This window comes from Aliiglaciecola sp. CAU 1673 (assembly GCF_029223185.1).
In the GTDB taxonomy this organism is placed as follows: Bacteria; Pseudomonadota; Gammaproteobacteria; order Enterobacterales; family Alteromonadaceae; genus Bowmanella.
Map to the genome: position 1 here is coordinate 68,645 of NZ_JARHUG010000006.1, position 16,596 is coordinate 85,240.

A 16,596-nucleotide genomic window follows, 5' to 3' on the forward strand; every position below is an offset into this window, starting at 1 on the left:
AACTGGATACAATGCGCGCCGGTTTTTGCATCAGGAGTGACATGTGGCAGACAGACAGCACCAATACCAGGATCTGATCCTGTTGTTCGATGGCCAGTTTGCTGCCAGTCACAATACCCGCCTGGTATTGGGGGACGATGAACCCATCTATCTGCCTGCTGACGATAAGGTACCCTATCACCGCGTGGTCTTCGCCCATGGCTTTTATGCCAGCGCCTTACATGAAATTGCACACTGGACCCTGGCCGGTGAGAAGCGTCGGCAGTTGGTGGATTACGGTTACTGGTATTGCCCCGACGGTCGTGATGCCGCACAGCAGGCCGAGTTTGAAAAGGTAGAAATCAAACCCCAGGCCATTGAATGGGCCATGAGCCAGGCGGCTGGAAAGCCTTTTCGGGTGAGCACCGATAACCTCAACGGCGCCGAGCCGGATCGCGAATCTTTTACCGCCAATGTGCGCAGTCAGTTGCTGCATTATTTGCAACAAGGCTTTCCCAGCCGGGCGCGCCAGTTTATCAATACCCTGCACCAGTTTTACCAAACCCCAGTACTGAAAGCGTCAGATTTCAAAGCGGAGGCGCAAGATGTCCTTTAGGTTGGGGCTGATTATCAATCCTTATGCTGGCATTGGCGGAGCGCTTGCTCTGAAAGGCAGTGACGGCGTTGACATTCGCGAAAAGGCCCTGGCCATGGGCGCACAAAAGCGCGCCAACGAGCGAACAGCAAAGGCCCTGGAACTATTGCTTCCTTATCAGGGCCAGTTGACCATTCTGACCGCCGGCGGGGAAATGGGCGAAGACTTGGCGCGTTCTTTAGGCTTTGCCGTGGAAGTGATTTATCAGCCACCAGTACAAACCGAAGCGGTGGATACGGAAAATACCGCCAGACTGATGCTGGACAAAGGTATCGATTTGTTGCTGTTTGCCGGTGGTGATGGCACCGCCAGGAATATCTGTTCCATTGTAGAAGAGCGGGTTCCGGTATTAGGTATTCCGGCGGGTTGTAAAATTCACTCTGGCGTTTATTGTGTCACGCCCCAAGCGGCAGGTCGGGTAGTGGAAATGATGCTCAAAGGGGAGTTGGTCAGCCTGCAGGATGCCGATGTGATGGACATTGACGAACAGGGATTGCGTGAAGGCAAGGTTCGGACTCGCCGTTTTGGCGAGATGTTGGTGCCCAGTGAACTTCGCTATGTACAGGCGACCAAGGTCGCAGGCAGGGAGTCCGACGAGTTGGTGCTTGCCGATATCGCTGCCCATGTTATCGAACTGATGGACGATGAATACTTTGTCATGGGCTCAGGCTCAACAGTGGCCGCCATTATGGAAGAGCTTGGCTTGGACAACACGCTGCTGGGGGTGGATCTGGTAAAGGACCGTGAACTGGTCGGCTGGGATCTCACCGCACAAGAGTTACTCGCAAGTCTTGAGGGGCAGCCGGCCAAGCTGGTGATCACCTTAATTGGCGGTCAGGGACATATTTTCGGCCGCGGCAATCAGCAACTGAGTCCTGCCCTTATCCGCGCCATTGGCCGCGACAATATTCTGGTGGTGGCCACCAAGAAGAAACTGCAATCCCTGGCCGGACGGCCATTGATTGCCGATACCGGCGATGCTGAACTGGATAAGAGCCTGTCTGGTTTTATCCCTGTGATCACCGGTTATCATGATCAAGTGCTTTACCCGGTTAGCTCACCGGGCAACCAGGAGTAGGAGTTATTATGGCTGAGCAGCAATTTCAGGCCTTTGTGGAGGCGGTGGAGCAGGCGTTTGATCAGGCGGTAGAGGAGGGCAGTGATCAGCAGTTGTTTATCTCCAGCTATTTAAGCGGCCATTTTTCACTGGTGGTGGCCAATGCCTTAAATGCCAAGGAGCATTGCCTGCAAAGCCTGAATGACAAGATGCAAAGCAGTCTGGCGATGGCCTTTGCCAACAAAGAATTAGAAGGTGGTGATCAGGATCAGGTTCGTGCCCTTTGGGCGCAACTCTTCCATCAATTCGCATAAAAAAGCGAGGTGCCAGGACCTCGCTTTTAATCAACACTAAAAGTCGCTACCGGGTGTAGTGGATCTTCTGCCCCAACATCTCTGCCGTGACCAGCGTCACGCCTTTGTCGGTGACGCGAAATCCTCTGGCAATATCTTCTTCTTTGTCTATCCCGATATTGGTATTGGGCGGGATATGCACCCCGCGATCGATAATGGCCTTACGAATATGGCAATGACGACCGATGTCTACCTCCGGCAACACCACTGAATCTTCCACCAGTGAATAAGAATGCACTGTCACATCTGAAAATAGCAGAGAGCGATTGAGCCTGGCGCCAGAGATCACGCAGCCTCCGGATACCATGGAGTCAGTGGCCATGCCAACCCGATCAGATTCATTCAGCACAAACTTAGCCGGGGGTTGTTGTAACTGATAGGTCAGAATTGGCCACTTCTCATCATACAGATTCAGCTCCGGCACCACCGAAATCAGTTCCATATTGGCTTCCCAGAATGCATCCAGTGTCCCCACATCGCGCCAGTAGGCTCGCTTACCGCCAGGCTCCCTGAAAGGAAAGGCATAGACCTTATGGCTCTTGATAATCGAAGGGATGATGTTTTTGCCAAAGTCGTGCTCTGAATCTTGGTTGTCAGCATCCTTGATCAACTGTTCAAACAGAAACTCGGTGTTAAATACGTAGTTGCCCATGGAAGCCAGGGTCATATCCGGGGTTTGTGGCAATGGGGTAGGATTGGCCGGTTTTTCATCGAAGCGCTGAATTCTGAATTGGTCATCCACCGTCATCACGCCATACGCACCGGCGGCCTCTTCGATAGGAACTTCCATACAGGACACCGTCATATCGGCACCGGACTCAACGTGATAGGCCAGCATTTCGCCATAGTCCATCTTGTAAATATGGTCACCGGAGAGTACCAATACATATTTGGGGTTGTGGGCGCGAATAATATCGATATTCTGATAGATGGCATCGGCGGTGCCGGCGTACCAATGGTCCGAGGTGCGCTGCGAGGCGGGTAACACGTCCACAAATTCACCCATATTGACATTCACATGAGACCAGCCACGCACCAGATGTTTGATCAGGGAATGGGCTTTGTACTGGGTTGCGACGCCAATTTTTTTGATCCCTGAATTGACGCAGTTGGAAAGAGGAAAGTCGATAATGCGGAACTTGCCACCAAAATAGACCGAAGGCTTGGCCCGCCACTCTGTCAGTTCATGCAGCCTCGAACCTTTTCCGCCTGCAAGGATCAGCGCATAGGTATCGCGGGTTAGGCGGCTGATATAACGTTGGTTCTTATCTAACATAATGTCTCCCTGGAACTCCTGTTAAGTGATCGAGTGAAGTGGTCGATCTCACGCCAAAATCCACTATAGCAAAGAATAAAAATTAACCGCCATATCAAAATGATACCTGGTCTGTGTTGGCGCACGGCAAGGGAGCGGGTTACGTTATCTGCCGAATACTTGGCGCAGTTTATGCAGGGAATTGCCTATTGATGTTATCCAAACGCCAAATTTTGGCCATTGTCCGCACGGTGGGTGCACGATGAAATACTTACTGTCCTGTGTTTTGTGCTGTTTTTTATTGGCCTGTGCCAGTCAACCGGAAGAGGCGCTGATTGAGGCACCCCTCCAGCAAACTGGCAATGCCGAATTTCACACCTATGAACTGGCTCAGGAGCTGTTTGCCAGCCTCGAGGGGAAGTACCCGCAGGCCAGGCAATACCGCTTTGCTGCCGCAACTTTCGTGCCGATAACCAGCCTTAAGTACAATCAAGGTCGTCAGCATCCACTGATGTTGCTTGGACACCAACTGGCTCAGGGGATGATTACCGAAAGCAGTCGCCGTGGCTATCTGGTTCAAGATTTCCTGGCCACAAACGATATTATAATGGAAGAGCAGGCAGAACGTGTGTTGTCCAGGCAACTCTCCCAGTTGGAGACTAATCAGAACGTGGATTTCTACATTACCGGGACCATCACCGAGCAGTCCAATGGCGCGGTTGTCAACGCCAAGGTGGTGCACAGTCGCAGTAAAACCGTGGTGGCCGGTGCAACCAAGTTTTTCCCCAACGAGTTGTTCTGGCCCAGTGAACACGTCACCACCAGAGACGGTATGATTTACCGTCAAGGCGCACCGGAGTAATAGCCAATGAAGTTAATCAATCCGATACTATCTCTCACTGCCGTTGCCATGTTGGCAGGATGTGCCGATAGCTTCAGCTTTATGCAGCAAGAGCCCGACATGAATGAGGCAGAGCCTGGCCATGTGGTCAATATCGTCGCCTACGAAGGACCGCAGGCTGTTCAACCCGGCACAGGCATGAGTGTTGATGCTTTTGGTGCGGTCAAGCAATCCGGGAACCAGCCGGCTTTTATGGATAAAGGGGTGTTGTATCAAGGCCATCCCCTGACTAAACACGTGGGCAGTTATGTGCAGAATATGACTCAGGATCTTATCTCCAATATGGAGTATGTGTCTGACCAGACGCCCATAGGCGTTACTCATTTTGCTTTGTTAGACAGTGACTTACAGCAAACAAACTTGCTCGGATACCAACTGGCCGAGTCCTTTATGCATGAGCTGCATAAATTCCGTATCCCAGTGCTGGATTACAAATCTACTGAATACGTGCGGGTCACCGAGGACGGTGATTTTGTGCTGTCCCGTGATTTTCTGGAGCTCAAAGAAAGGGTGCCCATGGACTATGTGTTGACCGGCACGCTGACCCGCCATCAGGGGGGCTATCTGGTCAATGCCAGAGTGTTGGGAATGCGCACAAAAGCGGTGGTTGCCACTGCACAGACGTTGATCCCCTTCTACGTGGTGGATGCGCTGCTGCCATCCGAAGCCAAGGACAAGGTGGATGGCGTTAAACTGACTAAGGGGTAAGTGATGAATGCTTCTCCAATACTGCCGTCTTTACTGGCGCTTACCCTTTCTGCTTGTAGCTGTAATTTCGAGCCCCTGGAACAGATGTTCAGCTCTGACAGCCAAAGCGCACCTTCCAGCAATAACTGGGATGAGCCAAAGCAGGCAGAGCCAAGCGTGCAACGTGATGAAACCACCTGGCAGGACGTGCCTGCTGAAGATGCGGTGGAAGAAATTCAGGCAGAAAACAACTATCCCTATCGCCAGGAGCATGGGGTGTTCTACCGTCCTGCGCCCAGTGAGCAAGAACAGGTAACAGCACCTCAACAAACTGCGCCGGTGGCTTATCTGAAGACCCCGGGAAACCTTTATCAGGCTGAATATCTGCATAAATCATTGGACGGCTATGCTGAGCAATTAGCCATGGATTTGGTGGCTAACTTAAGCCAGAAAAATCCCCGCAAGCGCCTTGCTATTGCTTCATTGGTCGAGCTGGATAGCAGCCTGCAAGGCACCAATGTATTGGGGAACCTGATGGCAGAAAAGTTGATCTCTGAAATGCAGGTGCTAGGTATGACTGTGGTGGATTATAAAACCATGGAACTGATCAAGGTGGGTAACAATGGCGATCTGGTGTTTAGCCGTCAGATGATGGATTTGGCTAAGGAGCAACAGGTGGATTACGTGCTATCCGGCACCATGGTCAGACAGGGGCGCGGCGTACAAATTCAAGCCCGTATCATCGCTCTTAGTGACAAGAAAGTGGTTTCCAGTGCCAGAGGCTTTGTCCCTAGTCTGGTGGTCAATTCCCTGTATCCCAATGTGGTGATTGAGGGGTAACCGCGATCGCGTTTACCCGTATCCGGCTATTGATGCTCCGGCCGCTTTTGCAGTTGTCTGATCAAAAATCGATTGGGACTTAAGGCGGCAAGGGTATCCCTGTCCATGGGCAATGGACTGCCGCTAAGCTGGCAAGCCAATGCCTCTGCCAATAAGGGTGCAGTGCACAGTCCCCTTGAGCCAAGTGCCGTCAATACAAAAAGGCCTGGTATGTCTTCAGCAATGGGGTATTGCGAAGGGGCTTTACCCCGATGCAATTCTGCGTATTGTTTTTGTTGAGCGTTTACATCGGCAACCGCGCCCATCACTGGCAGGTGATCCGGCGTACTCAGTCTGATGGAAGCGCGCCCTTGCTGATTAGCTTGAATTTGTTGTGCCCAATCACACTGGCTCAAGGCCTTCTGGTGGGTCTGTAAATTCTTCAGCTCTTCGTCTTGGCGATATTCACAGCTCATATCTTGCTTAACATAGGTTGAGCCCAGGGCATGATCGCCATCATGCTCAGGCGTTAAATAGCCTTTATGGCACAACACCGTTTTAAGTCCTTTAAGTGCGTCCTGCGCGGGAATGGTTTCCACCTGGCCGCGAACGGCTCTTAAGGGAATATCGGTCAGCTGTGCTAACAGCGGACTTTGTGCACCGAGAGCCAGTACCAAACATTGTGCATTGTCTTTGCTACCATCCTGCCAATGTAACTGCCAGCCATCTGCCTTTGCGGTTAAAAATTGCAGATTGTGTTGTTGGTTAATTTGCAGGTTATCACCACAGCCATCCAGTAATGCCTGAACCAACTGCTTGGGGCTTATCCAACCACCATGGGGAATAAAGAGGCCTGGATAGGGCAGGGGTAAGCCACTTAATGCACACGCTTCTGAGGCATCCACCTGATAAATAAGATCTTCTGGCCAGGCACTTTGCCCGATAAGCTTTGCCGCCTTATCCTGCAAGGCCTGATTAAAGCTCACTTGCAGCACGCCGCATTCATGCATGGCGAATGAATGGCCTTTTGCCAGTAGCGAGAGATAACGGCGCCTGGCAAAACCAAAGGCCTGCGCCATCAGGTTGCTGGATAGATTGATCTGGCTATGCAGCTGTGGATAAAAGCCGCCCTGACGATTGCCTGAGGCGCCATCGCCAATATCCTGGCTATACAGTGTTACCTTGACTCCTTTGCTGCAAAGGGCATAACACAGATTGGCCGCTGCCAGGCCCCCACCCACTACAGTAACTTCGGTATAGGCGGAGATCTGCCGATGAAACCAGGGGAGCGGCGAAGTGGATAGTGCTTTCTCAGTTAATATGCCGGCCAGCATCTCCCGTTTCTGGCCAAAGCCCTTGCGTCGCTCCACAGAAAAACCGGCTTGCTGGAGCCCCCGGCGCACAAATCCGGCGGCAGTAAAGGTGGCGAAGGTACAATTTTGTTTGCCTAACCTGGCCATATGAGAAAACAGGGCATCGGTCCACATCTCCGGGTTTTTACTTGGCGCAAAGCCATCGAGAAACCAGCTGTCTACCAAGCCTTGTGCGGGCGTTTCCACCTGGGGCAGTAAATCATGCAGATCGCCCAGCCATAGATCCAGAATCACCTCAAAGCCGCTTTCTTCAAATATTAATCGATGGCAGCCGCCGGTCAGTGAGGGGTAATGTTGTATCAGTCTGTCGCTAAACGCAGAGAGTTCCGGCCACTGTTTGAGGGCATTGGCCAGGTCCTGGCGTTGCAGAGGAAATTTCTCAAAACTGATGAAATACAGCCTTTTCAGGCGGTGGGTTGGGTTGGCTTGGCGAAACTCGGCAAAAGCCTGCCAGCAGGCCAGAAAATTAAGACCGGTGCCAAATCCAGTCTCGGCGATACAGGTTTCATCACTTTGTAACAGACGCCAGCGATCAGGCAGGTCATTATTAGCCAGGAAGACATAACGGGTTTCAGCCAGACCATTGGCATTGGAAAAATAGACATCATCGAAGGCTTCGGCCACTGGGGTACCGGCATCATTAAAGTGAATCGTGGCAGTTTGGATGGGCATGAGCAGGCGGAGTTGACAACAGAGCCCGGTATTCTACGTTAAGGTTTTTATACAGTCCAAGGCGCTGCCGTACTGGCAAGTCTAAAGAGCGGACCAGTTCCCCATGGAAAATCATTACCATAGGGGCAATTTTCTACACTAGGGTATCAAGATGAGAAGAGCCGTGATTACCGGCCTGGGCGTGGTGTCCAGTATTGGTAACAATCAACAAGAAGTGTTGGGATCCTTAAAAGAAGGGAAAAGCGGTATCCGTTTCTCCCAGCAATTTGCCGACTTTGCGTTACGCAGCCAAGTCTGGGGCAATATCCAACTGGATGTGAGCGAACACATTGACCGCAAGGCCCTTCGTTTTATGGGCGAGGCTGCTGCCTACGCCTATATCGCCATGCAACAAGCTATCGAAGACTCAGGCCTGACGGAAGAGCAAGTGTCTAACATGCGCACCGGACTGGTCGCAGGCTCTGGCGGTGCGTCATCCAAAAACCAGGTGGAAGCTGCCGATATTCTGCGTGAAAAAGGGGTCAAAAGAGTCGGCCCCTATATGGTGCCACGTACCATGAGCAGCACGGTGTCTGCCTGTTTGGCGACCCCCTTTAAAATCAAAGGTGTGAACTATTCGATTTCCTCTGCCTGCGCTACCAGTGCCCATTGTATTGGTCACGCGGTAGAGCTTATTCAATTGGGTAAGCAGGATGTGGTGTTTGCCGGTGGTGGTGAAGAAGTAGACTGGACCCTGGCCATGGAATTTGATGCCATGGGCGCCCTGTCGACCAAATATAATGAGACCCCGGATAAAGCCTCCAGAACCTACGATGCAGATCGTGATGGCTTTGTTATCTCAGGCGGTGGCGGCATGGTGGTGGTTGAAGAGCTGGAACATGCCCTGGCTCGTGGTGCCAAGATTTATGCCGAAATTATTGGCTACGGCGCCACCTCTGACGGCTACGATATGGTCGCGCCTTCTGGTGAAGGTGCGGTGCGCTGCATGCAGCAGGCACTACATGGAATTGAGGAGAAGATTGATTACCTTAATACTCACGGCACCTCCACTCCTGTAGGCGATGTGAAAGAGCTGGAAGCTATCCAGCAGGTATTCGGCGGTAAATCACCGGCCATCAGTGCCACCAAAGCGATGACAGGCCATGCATTGGGCGCCGCTGGTGTGCATGAAGCCATCTACAGCCTGCTGATGATGGAACACGACTTTATCGCCCCCTCAGTCAATATCGGTAATCTGGATGCCAAGGCTGAAGGCCTGGATATTGTGCGCGAGACCCGCAGTGCCCGGCTCAACACCATTATGTCCAATAGCTTCGGCTTCGGTGGCACCAATGCGACCTTGGTGATGCGTCGATTTGAAAAATAAAGGCTAATGGCTTTAAAAAAGCTTGGTGCCTGGCACCAAGCTTTTTTGTTTCAGGCCCCTGTTTCCGATCCTTCCGTCGAAAGCATTGGACTCTGCCCCTGGCAACTGATAGAGTCCCGCTCCCTTTTTAAGCACCCTTCGGTCGGTGCTTGCCCGGTGTCCGCTCTTATTCAGTACACCCGTTAATTTATCCCGCCTAAGACCGTCTCCAAACCCAGGTTTGGATTTAGGCCGGTTTGGAAAACACTCATTAATGACTTCATTTGATCAACTTGGCCTGTCGGCCGAATTGTTGCGCGCTATTGCTGAACAAGGCTATAGCACCCCTACGCCTATTCAGGCCCAAGCTATTCCGACTGTATTGGAAGGCAAAGATGTAATGGCCTGTGCCCAAACCGGCACCGGCAAAACGGCTGGCTTTACCTTGCCGCTTTTGCAGCGCTTAAGCCAGTCTCCAAAAGGTGGCCCAAGGGTAGTACGTGCTCTGGTACTGACCCCAACCCGTGAGTTGGCGGCGCAGGTGGGCGAGTGCGTGGAAACCTATGGTAAGCATCTGCCACTGCGTAGCACCATTATCTTTGGTGGTGTGGGTATCAATCCGCAGATCGCTGAACTGAGAAAAGGCGTGGATATATTGGTGGCAACGCCAGGACGTCTTTTAGATCACCTTGGGCAACGCACCCTGGACTTATCCAAACTGGAAATTCTGGTATTGGATGAGGCCGACCGTATGCTGGATATGGGCTTTATTCATGACATCCGCAAGATCATGGCCAAGCTGCCCAAAGCGCGTCAGAATCTACTGTTCTCTGCCACCTTCTCCGATGATATCAAGCGCCTGGCCGATGGTATTCTTCACCAGCCAGTATTGGTGGAAGTGGCACGCAGAAATACTGCCTCTGAGCAGGTCAGCCAAACGATCCACCCGGTGGATAAGTCACAAAAGCGTCCACTGTTATCTTACCTGATTGGCTCAGGCAATTGGCGTCAGGTCCTGGTATTTACCCGCACCAAGCACGGTGCCAACCGTCTGGCCCAGCAACTGGAAAAGGACGGTCTGACCGCTGCCGCTATCCACGGTAACAAGAGTCAAGGCGCACGTACCAAGGCCCTGGCTGATTTTAAATCCGGTGGGGTACGGGTATTGGTGGCTACCGATATCGCCGCCAGAGGATTGGATATCGACCAGTTGCCCCACGTGGTCAATTTTGAGCTTCCCCATGTACCGGAAGACTATGTGCACCGTATTGGCCGCACCGGCCGTGCCGGTAACGAAGGTATGGCCATTTCCCTGGTCAGTAACGATGAAAAGAAACAGCTTCGTGATATCGAAAAGCTGATCAAAAAGGAATTGCCGAAGGTCATTATCGAAGGCTTTGTGCCCGATCCTAATGCCGTGGATGAGCCGGAGGAAGCGCCACCACCGCGTAGACGCCCAGCACCACGCCGCCAGGGGGCATTTGAGAGTGTGGAACGACCTAAGACGCAGCGCCATCAAAGACGTCGCAATCAAGGCCAGGGCAGGGCGCAAAGCCAAGCCCGTTAATATGGTCTAACGCTAAGGGGTGCAATTGTGCCAAGGGCTAGGCACAATAGCGCCCATTCTGTTGTTATCTCGTTATCCCATGCGTATCTATTGCGAAGACAGCCTCCTCTATGCCCGCGAATTCTTTTCTTCTTTAGGTGACTTGCAGTTTTTCAGTGGTAAGTCGGTTCGCCCGCAAGATATCAGTGATGCCGAAATTCTGCTGGTTCGTTCCACCACCAAGGTCAACCAGACGCTGATTGGCCAGTGCCAACATCTGCGTTATGTGGGGACCGCCACTGCCGGTACCGATCATATGGATCTTGCCTATCTTTCCCAACATGGCATTGCCCATGGCAGTGCTGCCGGTTGTAACGCCATTGCTGTTGCCGAGTATGTGGTGAGCGCCATACTGGCCCTTGCCCTTAAAAACGGAGATAGCCTAAAAGGGAAACGTGTCGGCATCGTCGGCGCTGGTCATGTGGGCAGTGCATTGGATGCAAAATTGCAGGCGTTGGGTCTTAGTACCTTACTTTGCGATCCGCCTTTGGCAGAGAAGGGCGATCCCCGCCACTTTGTGTCCATGGATGAAATTATGGACTGCGACATTATCAGCTTGCATGTACCGCTGGTGGAAGATGGCCTTTATCCGACCCGTCATCTATTTGACGCTAAGCGATTGTCTGCGCTTAACAAAAACCAGTGGTTAATCAATGCTTGTCGGGGAGAGGTGCTGGATAATCAGGCATTACTGATGCTGGCTCAGCAGCAGGAACATTGTCAGATGGTGCTGGATGTCTGGGAAAACGAACCTGATGTATTGCTTGAACTACTGCCGCACTTGGCGCTGGCCACGGCCCACATTGCTGGCCATACCCTGGAAGGTAAGGCGCGTGGCACTGAACTTTTATATCGCCAGGTTACGAAGTTGCTGGGCCTGCCCGACAACATCAAATTGGAAGACGTACTGCCCCAACCCGAACTGGACGTGCTTTCGCCACAAGGCGAGGGGCTTGATGCCATTATGCAATTGGTCTTCAGTCTCTATGATATTCGGGAGGATGACGGCGCATTCAGGGAACAGGTTAACGGGCCTGCTGACTTTCGCTATGCCCGACAGCACTATGGTATAAGAAGAGAGTTTGCCAGTGCGCGAGTTAGCACTGGAAATTCAGCGCTGGCCGAGGCAATCTACGGCCTTGGTTTTCAATCTGCGGAGTGTGAATAAAAAATGTCTCGTGCCTTTGATGTTGCGGTATTAGGCGCCACCGGTTTGGTGGGCCAGCATATGATTGAAATTCTCGAACAGCGTGAATTTCCGATCAATAAACTCTATCCTCTGGCCAGCGCGCGCTCAGCTGGCGGCACCGTGAGCTTCAAGGGTAAAGATATTAAGGTGCTGGATGCCGATCAGTTCGATTGGTCACAGGCTCAACTGGGCTTTTTCTCTGCCGGTGGCAGCGTGTCTGCTAAATATGCGCCCATGGCGGCAGAAGCGGGTTGTGTGGTTATCGACAATACCTCTCATTTTCGCTACGAACCCGATATCCCCTTAGTGGTGCCGGAAGTCAATAGTCACGCGCTGGCCGACTACCGTAACCGCAATATTATTGCCAACCCTAATTGCTCTACTATTGGTATGCTGGTGGCGCTTAAACCTATTCATGACGCTTTCGGGATCACCCGAATCAACGTAGCCACTTACCAATCGGTATCAGGTGCCGGGCGTGCTGCGATGGAAGAGCTGGCCAGACAAACAGCGGACTTGCTTAGCAGCCGTGAGATCCAGCCCAAGGCGTTCAGTCGTCAAATCGCCTTCAACTGTATCCCACAGATAGATGTGTTTCTGGATAACGATTACACCAAAGAAGAGATGAAGATGCTGTGGGAAACCCAGAAAATCATGGGTGACGACAGTATTTTGGTCAATGCCACGGCGGTGCGCGTACCGGTCTTCTATGGTCATGGCGAAGCCATTCATCTGGAAACCCGTCAACCTATTGACGTTGAAGAAGTCAAAGCCTTGTTGGCCAATGCGCCAGGCGTGGTTCTGATGGATGGCAGGGAAGACTTCCCTACCCAGGTAGGCAATGCCAGCGGCAAGGATGAGGTCTTTGTGGGTCGCATTCGCAAGGATATCAGCCATCCCAATGGCCTTAACCTGTGGGTGGTATCGGATAATGTACGCAAAGGTGCTGCCACCAACAGTGTGCAGATTGCCGAGCACTTGGTACGGGATTACCTCTAGTTTGCTATCCGGGGGCGTTAGATCTAACGTCCCCACTATCTCTGCTTAAACACAATTCTTCCCCTAACTCGCTAATAAACTTAATGAATTCCAGATTGCGCCGATAAGAAAGCGTAATAGACTTGAATCATATCATTGGTATTCAGCACGCTTAGGAACCAAGCCGATAACAGGGTTATAAATTGCGCATCCGTATTCGGCCTTTATGGATCGTTATATCCTTCTGGTTTATAGTGCTTTTTGGAACATAAATTGCAGAAATATGCATATTAAAAAAGGTTTGTCAGCGGCATGGAGAGTTGAAGCGCCATGTCGAGTGCTTAGGGGCGGCGAAGAACACAGATGAAGATGCGACATTTGCTTGTTGGGCTATTCGCCGGTTATATCTCCTTGTCTATCGTCTCGATGGCCGATGCCCAGCAAGTGCAAATCAAAGGGCCGAAAAACTCTACCCGGGAATATTCCGGTAACGAGTATGGCCCGATTGATTCGAACGACACTCTTTGGCGTATCGCCGAGCGCTACCGTCCCAACAAGAGCCTGAGCATCTATCAGGTGATGCTGGCCATCTACGAACTTAATCCTCATGCCTTCGAAGATAAAAACCTCAATCTGTTGATTAATGGTTCGATGCTAAAACTTCCCAGTGAAGTATATGCCGCGCGTATCGATCCCGATGAGGCTAAAGCTCGCGCTGAAAGCGACAATAAGAATTGGAAGCCCAAAAGTGACAAGGATAATGTCGCTCCCAACCTTAAGCCGGTGCAGCCTCTGGCCAGCAGCGCGGAAATTTCCCAGACCAGGGAGTCTCTTGAGCGCAAGCTTAGCGAGTTGGATTTGCTCAGCAATAAACAGTTCGAGCTGTTGCAAGAGCAAATAGGTGCGTCGATTGATTCGGTTAGTGCACTTCTGGCCGAAAATCAGAAGATATTCAACCGTCTGGATTCGGTGGATCAGGATATTGAAGAGCTGCGTTCGCGCGTCGGCCAGGAAGGTGAAATTCAGCAGCAGATGCAATCCCTGCTGGATTTACAGAATCAGCTACTGGATTTATCCCGTCAGGCGGAAATGCGTCAACGGGCTGAAGCGGAAAATAGCTGGAGTAATAACTCTGCCTTAATGGTGCTAGCCGGTGTATTGCCTGCGCTGCTGGCATTGGGGGGGCTGGCTTTCTGGCTACGTAACCGTTCATCCTCTCCTGTTGCAGAAAAGGCCGCGCCAGTGATACACACACCGGCCAGAGATGATCATCCTATGGACAACTTGTCCGATGCCCTGGCTGATGAACTTTCTGGCGAACAGCTGGCCGCAGATGATGATCTTTTCGGGGATGACCTGCTAGACGATGTGCTGACCGATGAGTTGCAGGAGTCTTTGGATGCGACGTTGGATGAGGAACTCAAAGAATACGACGATCTGGAAGATCAACTGTTGGTGCCAGAGGAGAAAGACGAAGATAGCGGCGGTCTGCTAGGACAGGATGAGCTGGACAGCCTCTTTGCCGAGGACGATTTGTCTCCGCCCCCTGAAAAAACCAAACCCTCTGCTGCCAAGGATGATATTACCGCCATCGATTTGTCAGAAGTGGAAGATGAACCTTCCATGGACTCTTCCGAGCCACCGAAATTTGAAGAAGTGGCAGATTGGGATCTGGATGAAGAACTGGATGCTCTTGATGATTTGGAGCCAGAACGTAAACCTACTAGCAGTGGTGATGAGAAGCCAGAAATTAGCATCGATGAACTGCTTAATGAGCCGATGGCTATTGCTCCAACGGGACAAGGTGGTGATGAGGATGCTTTCTTAAGTCCTGACGCACCATTGACCGATGAGCTGCTGGAGCAGCTGGACAAGGATATTTTCGAACAGGGTAAGCAACTGGATAGCCTTACCGACGAGATCCTCTCCGAAATTGAGCAGGTGGAAAGCTTCCAGCAGAACCTGTCTGATGAACTACTGGAAGAGATGGAAGAGGAGCAAAATGCCTCTGAAGGCGACAGAGCCGATATGGATATTCTGTCCGACGAGCTATTAGGTGAATTAGAGCAAGGGGAAGAAGAGAAAGCATCGGTGCCAGAGCAAACACTGCTTGAAGCACAGCCAGCAGATGAAGAATTCGAAGCGACCACAGAGGCCACCCTGCCTGCCGATTCCGTCAATCAAGATGACCTTTCCGATGAGTTGTTAAGCGAGCTGGAAAAGGCGCCGGAAGAAGAATCGGCGGTAGCCGGTCAGGACGATCTTTCCGATGAGTTGTTAAGCGAACTGGAACAGGCACCGGAAGAAGAAACGGCGGTTTCCAGTCAGGACGATCTTTCCGATGAGTTGTTAAGCGAACTGGAACAGGCGCCAGAAGAAGAAACGGCGGTTTCCAGTCAGGATGATCTCTCCGATGAGTTGTTAAGCGAACTGGAACAGGCGCCAGAAGAAGAAACGGCGGTTTCCAGTCAGGATGATCTCTCCGATGAGCTGTTAAGCGAACTTGAGCAAGCACCCGAGGAAGAAGAGACAGCGGTTTCCAGCCAGGATGATGATCTTTCCGATGAACTGCCAAGCGAACCGGAACAATCCCCTGAGCCCGAGGAAACCGTCGCCGAGGCTGAGCCAGCCCGGGAAACACCCAGTGACACCGAGCAAGCCAGTGTGGCCGCTAAGGCAGAAAGCGTTGCAGAAGAGCTCTCTGAACAAGAGGCTGAGGCAGAAGCACCAGCCGAACAAGAATCCGATGCACCTGAGGCAGATGAAGAAGAGCTGGATGATTTGGTGACAGAAGGCTTTGAGTCTTCTGATGATGATTTGGCGATGGCCGATCAGGAACTGGCGGACCTTGAAAAGGCCTTGGATACGCCTCTGGAGGAGCTCTCCGAACAGGAAGATGCTGTGCAAACAAAGGCACAGCAGGAATTGCCCGAAGAATCGGCGAAGCCGCCAGCAAAAGAGCAGCACAAAGAGCCAAGCCTCGACGATATGCTTGATGATGTGCTGGATGATGAAGAGTTGGAAAAGGCGCTGTCTGAGCTTGAAGACGGTGAGTTTGAAGCTACGCATCATGCAATGGAATCTTCTGATACAGAACTGGAAGAGCTGGAAAACGAGCTGGCCAAGGATATGGACGAGTTGCCGGCGTTGGGTGATTGGTTGGAGCACAGCAAGGATCGCAGAGCCGCCAGCGTCGACGATGATGATGTATTGGAAGAATTGGAGTCTTCTGACTTTGACCAAATGCTGCAGTCCATGGAGCAGGATGACGAACCGGGCGCCGGATTGGATATCGAAACCCTGCTGAATGAGCAGTTGGAAGATCCGCAGACGCCGCAGCCTTTGGCTGAATCTGAAGAAGACTTCTTGGATATCGACGCACTCCTAAATGATAGCGTCGAAGCCGAGGAAACGACGCTACCAGAACAACCGCTGGATCTTGACGGGACGTTGGATGAGTTCGGCACCGTTGAGGACGATGAGGACTTGGTAGACGTCGACAAAGACAGCGGACTGGCTGCCAAACTGGATTTAGCCCGAGCTTATCTGGAGATGGATGACAAGGAGTCTGCCATTGAGCTTCTGCAGTTGGTGGTGGAAAAAGGCAATGATGAACAGCAGGAAGAAGCAAAGCAGATTCTCGACAGCCTATTGTGAATCTTTTTTGACAGCCTTGAGTAAGCAGGTCCCACTGCTTACACTGCCGGCTTACCGGACAAGCGCTAAA

Annotated in this window: 13 protein-coding genes; 11 read left to right on the forward strand and 2 right to left on the reverse strand. The window is 51.8% G+C overall.

Annotated features, from left to right (window positions below):
* The first annotated feature begins 73 nt into the window (after positions 1-73).
* The 3 genes from P2G88_RS07230 to P2G88_RS07240 are packed head-to-tail and all read left to right on the forward strand — an operon-like array spanning position 74 to position 2,005.
* Positions 74-595 carry an elongation factor P hydroxylase gene (locus P2G88_RS07230; protein WP_345798878.1) on the forward strand — a complete coding sequence of 174 codons (522 nt, stop codon included), beginning with the start codon at positions 74-76 and terminating at the stop codon, positions 593-595.
* Positions 585-1,712, forward strand: a complete 1,128-nt coding sequence (locus P2G88_RS07235) for an ATP-NAD kinase family protein (RefSeq protein ID WP_275795152.1) — start codon at positions 585-587, stop codon at positions 1,710-1,712. Before P2G88_RS07230 ends, P2G88_RS07235 begins: the two co-directional genes overlap by 11 nt.
* A gap of 8 nt (positions 1,713-1,720) precedes the next feature.
* The gene (locus P2G88_RS07240) at positions 1,721-2,005 is read left to right on the forward strand and encodes a YfcL family protein (RefSeq protein ID WP_275795153.1); all 285 of its coding nucleotides are present in this window, start codon (positions 1,721-1,723) and stop codon (positions 2,003-2,005) included.
* Positions 2,006-2,051: 46 nt separating this feature from the next.
* Here the strand turns inward: P2G88_RS07240 and glgC are convergent, their stop codons facing one another.
* A complete protein-coding gene (glgC, locus tag P2G88_RS07245) occupies positions 2,052-3,320 on the reverse strand; it encodes a glucose-1-phosphate adenylyltransferase (protein WP_275795154.1) in 1,269 nt (422 codons plus the stop codon).
* Positions 3,321-3,561: 241 nt separating this feature from the next.
* Between glgC and P2G88_RS07250 the strand changes: the two genes are divergently transcribed.
* Genes P2G88_RS07250 through P2G88_RS07260 form a run of 3 tightly spaced genes read left to right on the forward strand, consistent with a single transcriptional unit; the run spans position 3,562 to position 5,727 of the window.
* On the forward strand, positions 3,562-4,161 hold the full coding sequence (locus P2G88_RS07250) for a FlgO family outer membrane protein (RefSeq protein ID WP_275795155.1): 600 nt from the start codon (positions 3,562-3,564) through the stop codon (positions 4,159-4,161).
* 6 nt (positions 4,162-4,167) lie between these two features.
* Positions 4,168-4,908 (forward strand): FlgO family outer membrane protein, encoded by a 741-nt coding sequence (locus tag P2G88_RS07255; RefSeq protein ID WP_275795156.1) that lies wholly within the window; start codon positions 4,168-4,170, stop codon positions 4,906-4,908.
* Between the two features lie 3 nt (positions 4,909-4,911).
* Positions 4,912-5,727: a FlgO family outer membrane protein gene (locus P2G88_RS07260; protein ID WP_275795157.1), complete on the forward strand. Its 816-nt coding sequence runs from the start codon at positions 4,912-4,914 to the stop codon at positions 5,725-5,727.
* 26 nt (positions 5,728-5,753) lie between these two features.
* Here P2G88_RS07260 and mnmC read toward each other — a convergent pair whose 3' ends face one another.
* Positions 5,754-7,751 (reverse strand): bifunctional tRNA (5-methylaminomethyl-2-thiouridine)(34)-methyltransferase MnmD/FAD-dependent 5-carboxymethylaminomethyl-2-thiouridine(34) oxidoreductase MnmC, encoded by a 1,998-nt coding sequence (gene mnmC / locus P2G88_RS07265; protein WP_275795158.1) that lies wholly within the window; start codon positions 7,749-7,751, stop codon positions 5,754-5,756.
* Between the two features lie 151 nt (positions 7,752-7,902).
* Between mnmC and fabB the strand changes: the two genes are divergently transcribed.
* The 5 genes from fabB (at position 7,903) to P2G88_RS07290 (ending at position 16,526) form a co-directional block, all read left to right on the forward strand.
* Entirely contained in the window at positions 7,903-9,117 is a 1,215-nt protein-coding gene (gene fabB, locus P2G88_RS07270) for a beta-ketoacyl-ACP synthase I (RefSeq protein WP_275795160.1), read from the forward strand.
* A 253-nt stretch (positions 9,118-9,370) separates the two neighbouring features.
* Positions 9,371-10,663, forward strand: a complete 1,293-nt coding sequence (locus tag P2G88_RS07275) for a DEAD/DEAH box helicase (protein ID WP_275795162.1) — start codon at positions 9,371-9,373, stop codon at positions 10,661-10,663.
* Between the two features lie 79 nt (positions 10,664-10,742).
* Complete coding sequence (locus tag P2G88_RS07280) at positions 10,743-11,870, forward strand: 4-phosphoerythronate dehydrogenase (protein WP_275795163.1); 1,128 nt, start codon at positions 10,743-10,745, stop codon at positions 11,868-11,870.
* Positions 11,871-11,873: 3 nt separating this feature from the next.
* Entirely contained in the window at positions 11,874-12,890 is a 1,017-nt protein-coding gene (locus tag P2G88_RS07285) for an aspartate-semialdehyde dehydrogenase (RefSeq protein ID WP_275795165.1), read from the forward strand.
* A 342-nt stretch (positions 12,891-13,232) separates the two neighbouring features.
* On the forward strand, positions 13,233-16,526 hold the full coding sequence (locus tag P2G88_RS07290) for a FimV/HubP family polar landmark protein (RefSeq protein ID WP_275795166.1): 3,294 nt from the start codon (positions 13,233-13,235) through the stop codon (positions 16,524-16,526).
* Positions 16,527-16,596: the final 70 nt, after the last annotated feature.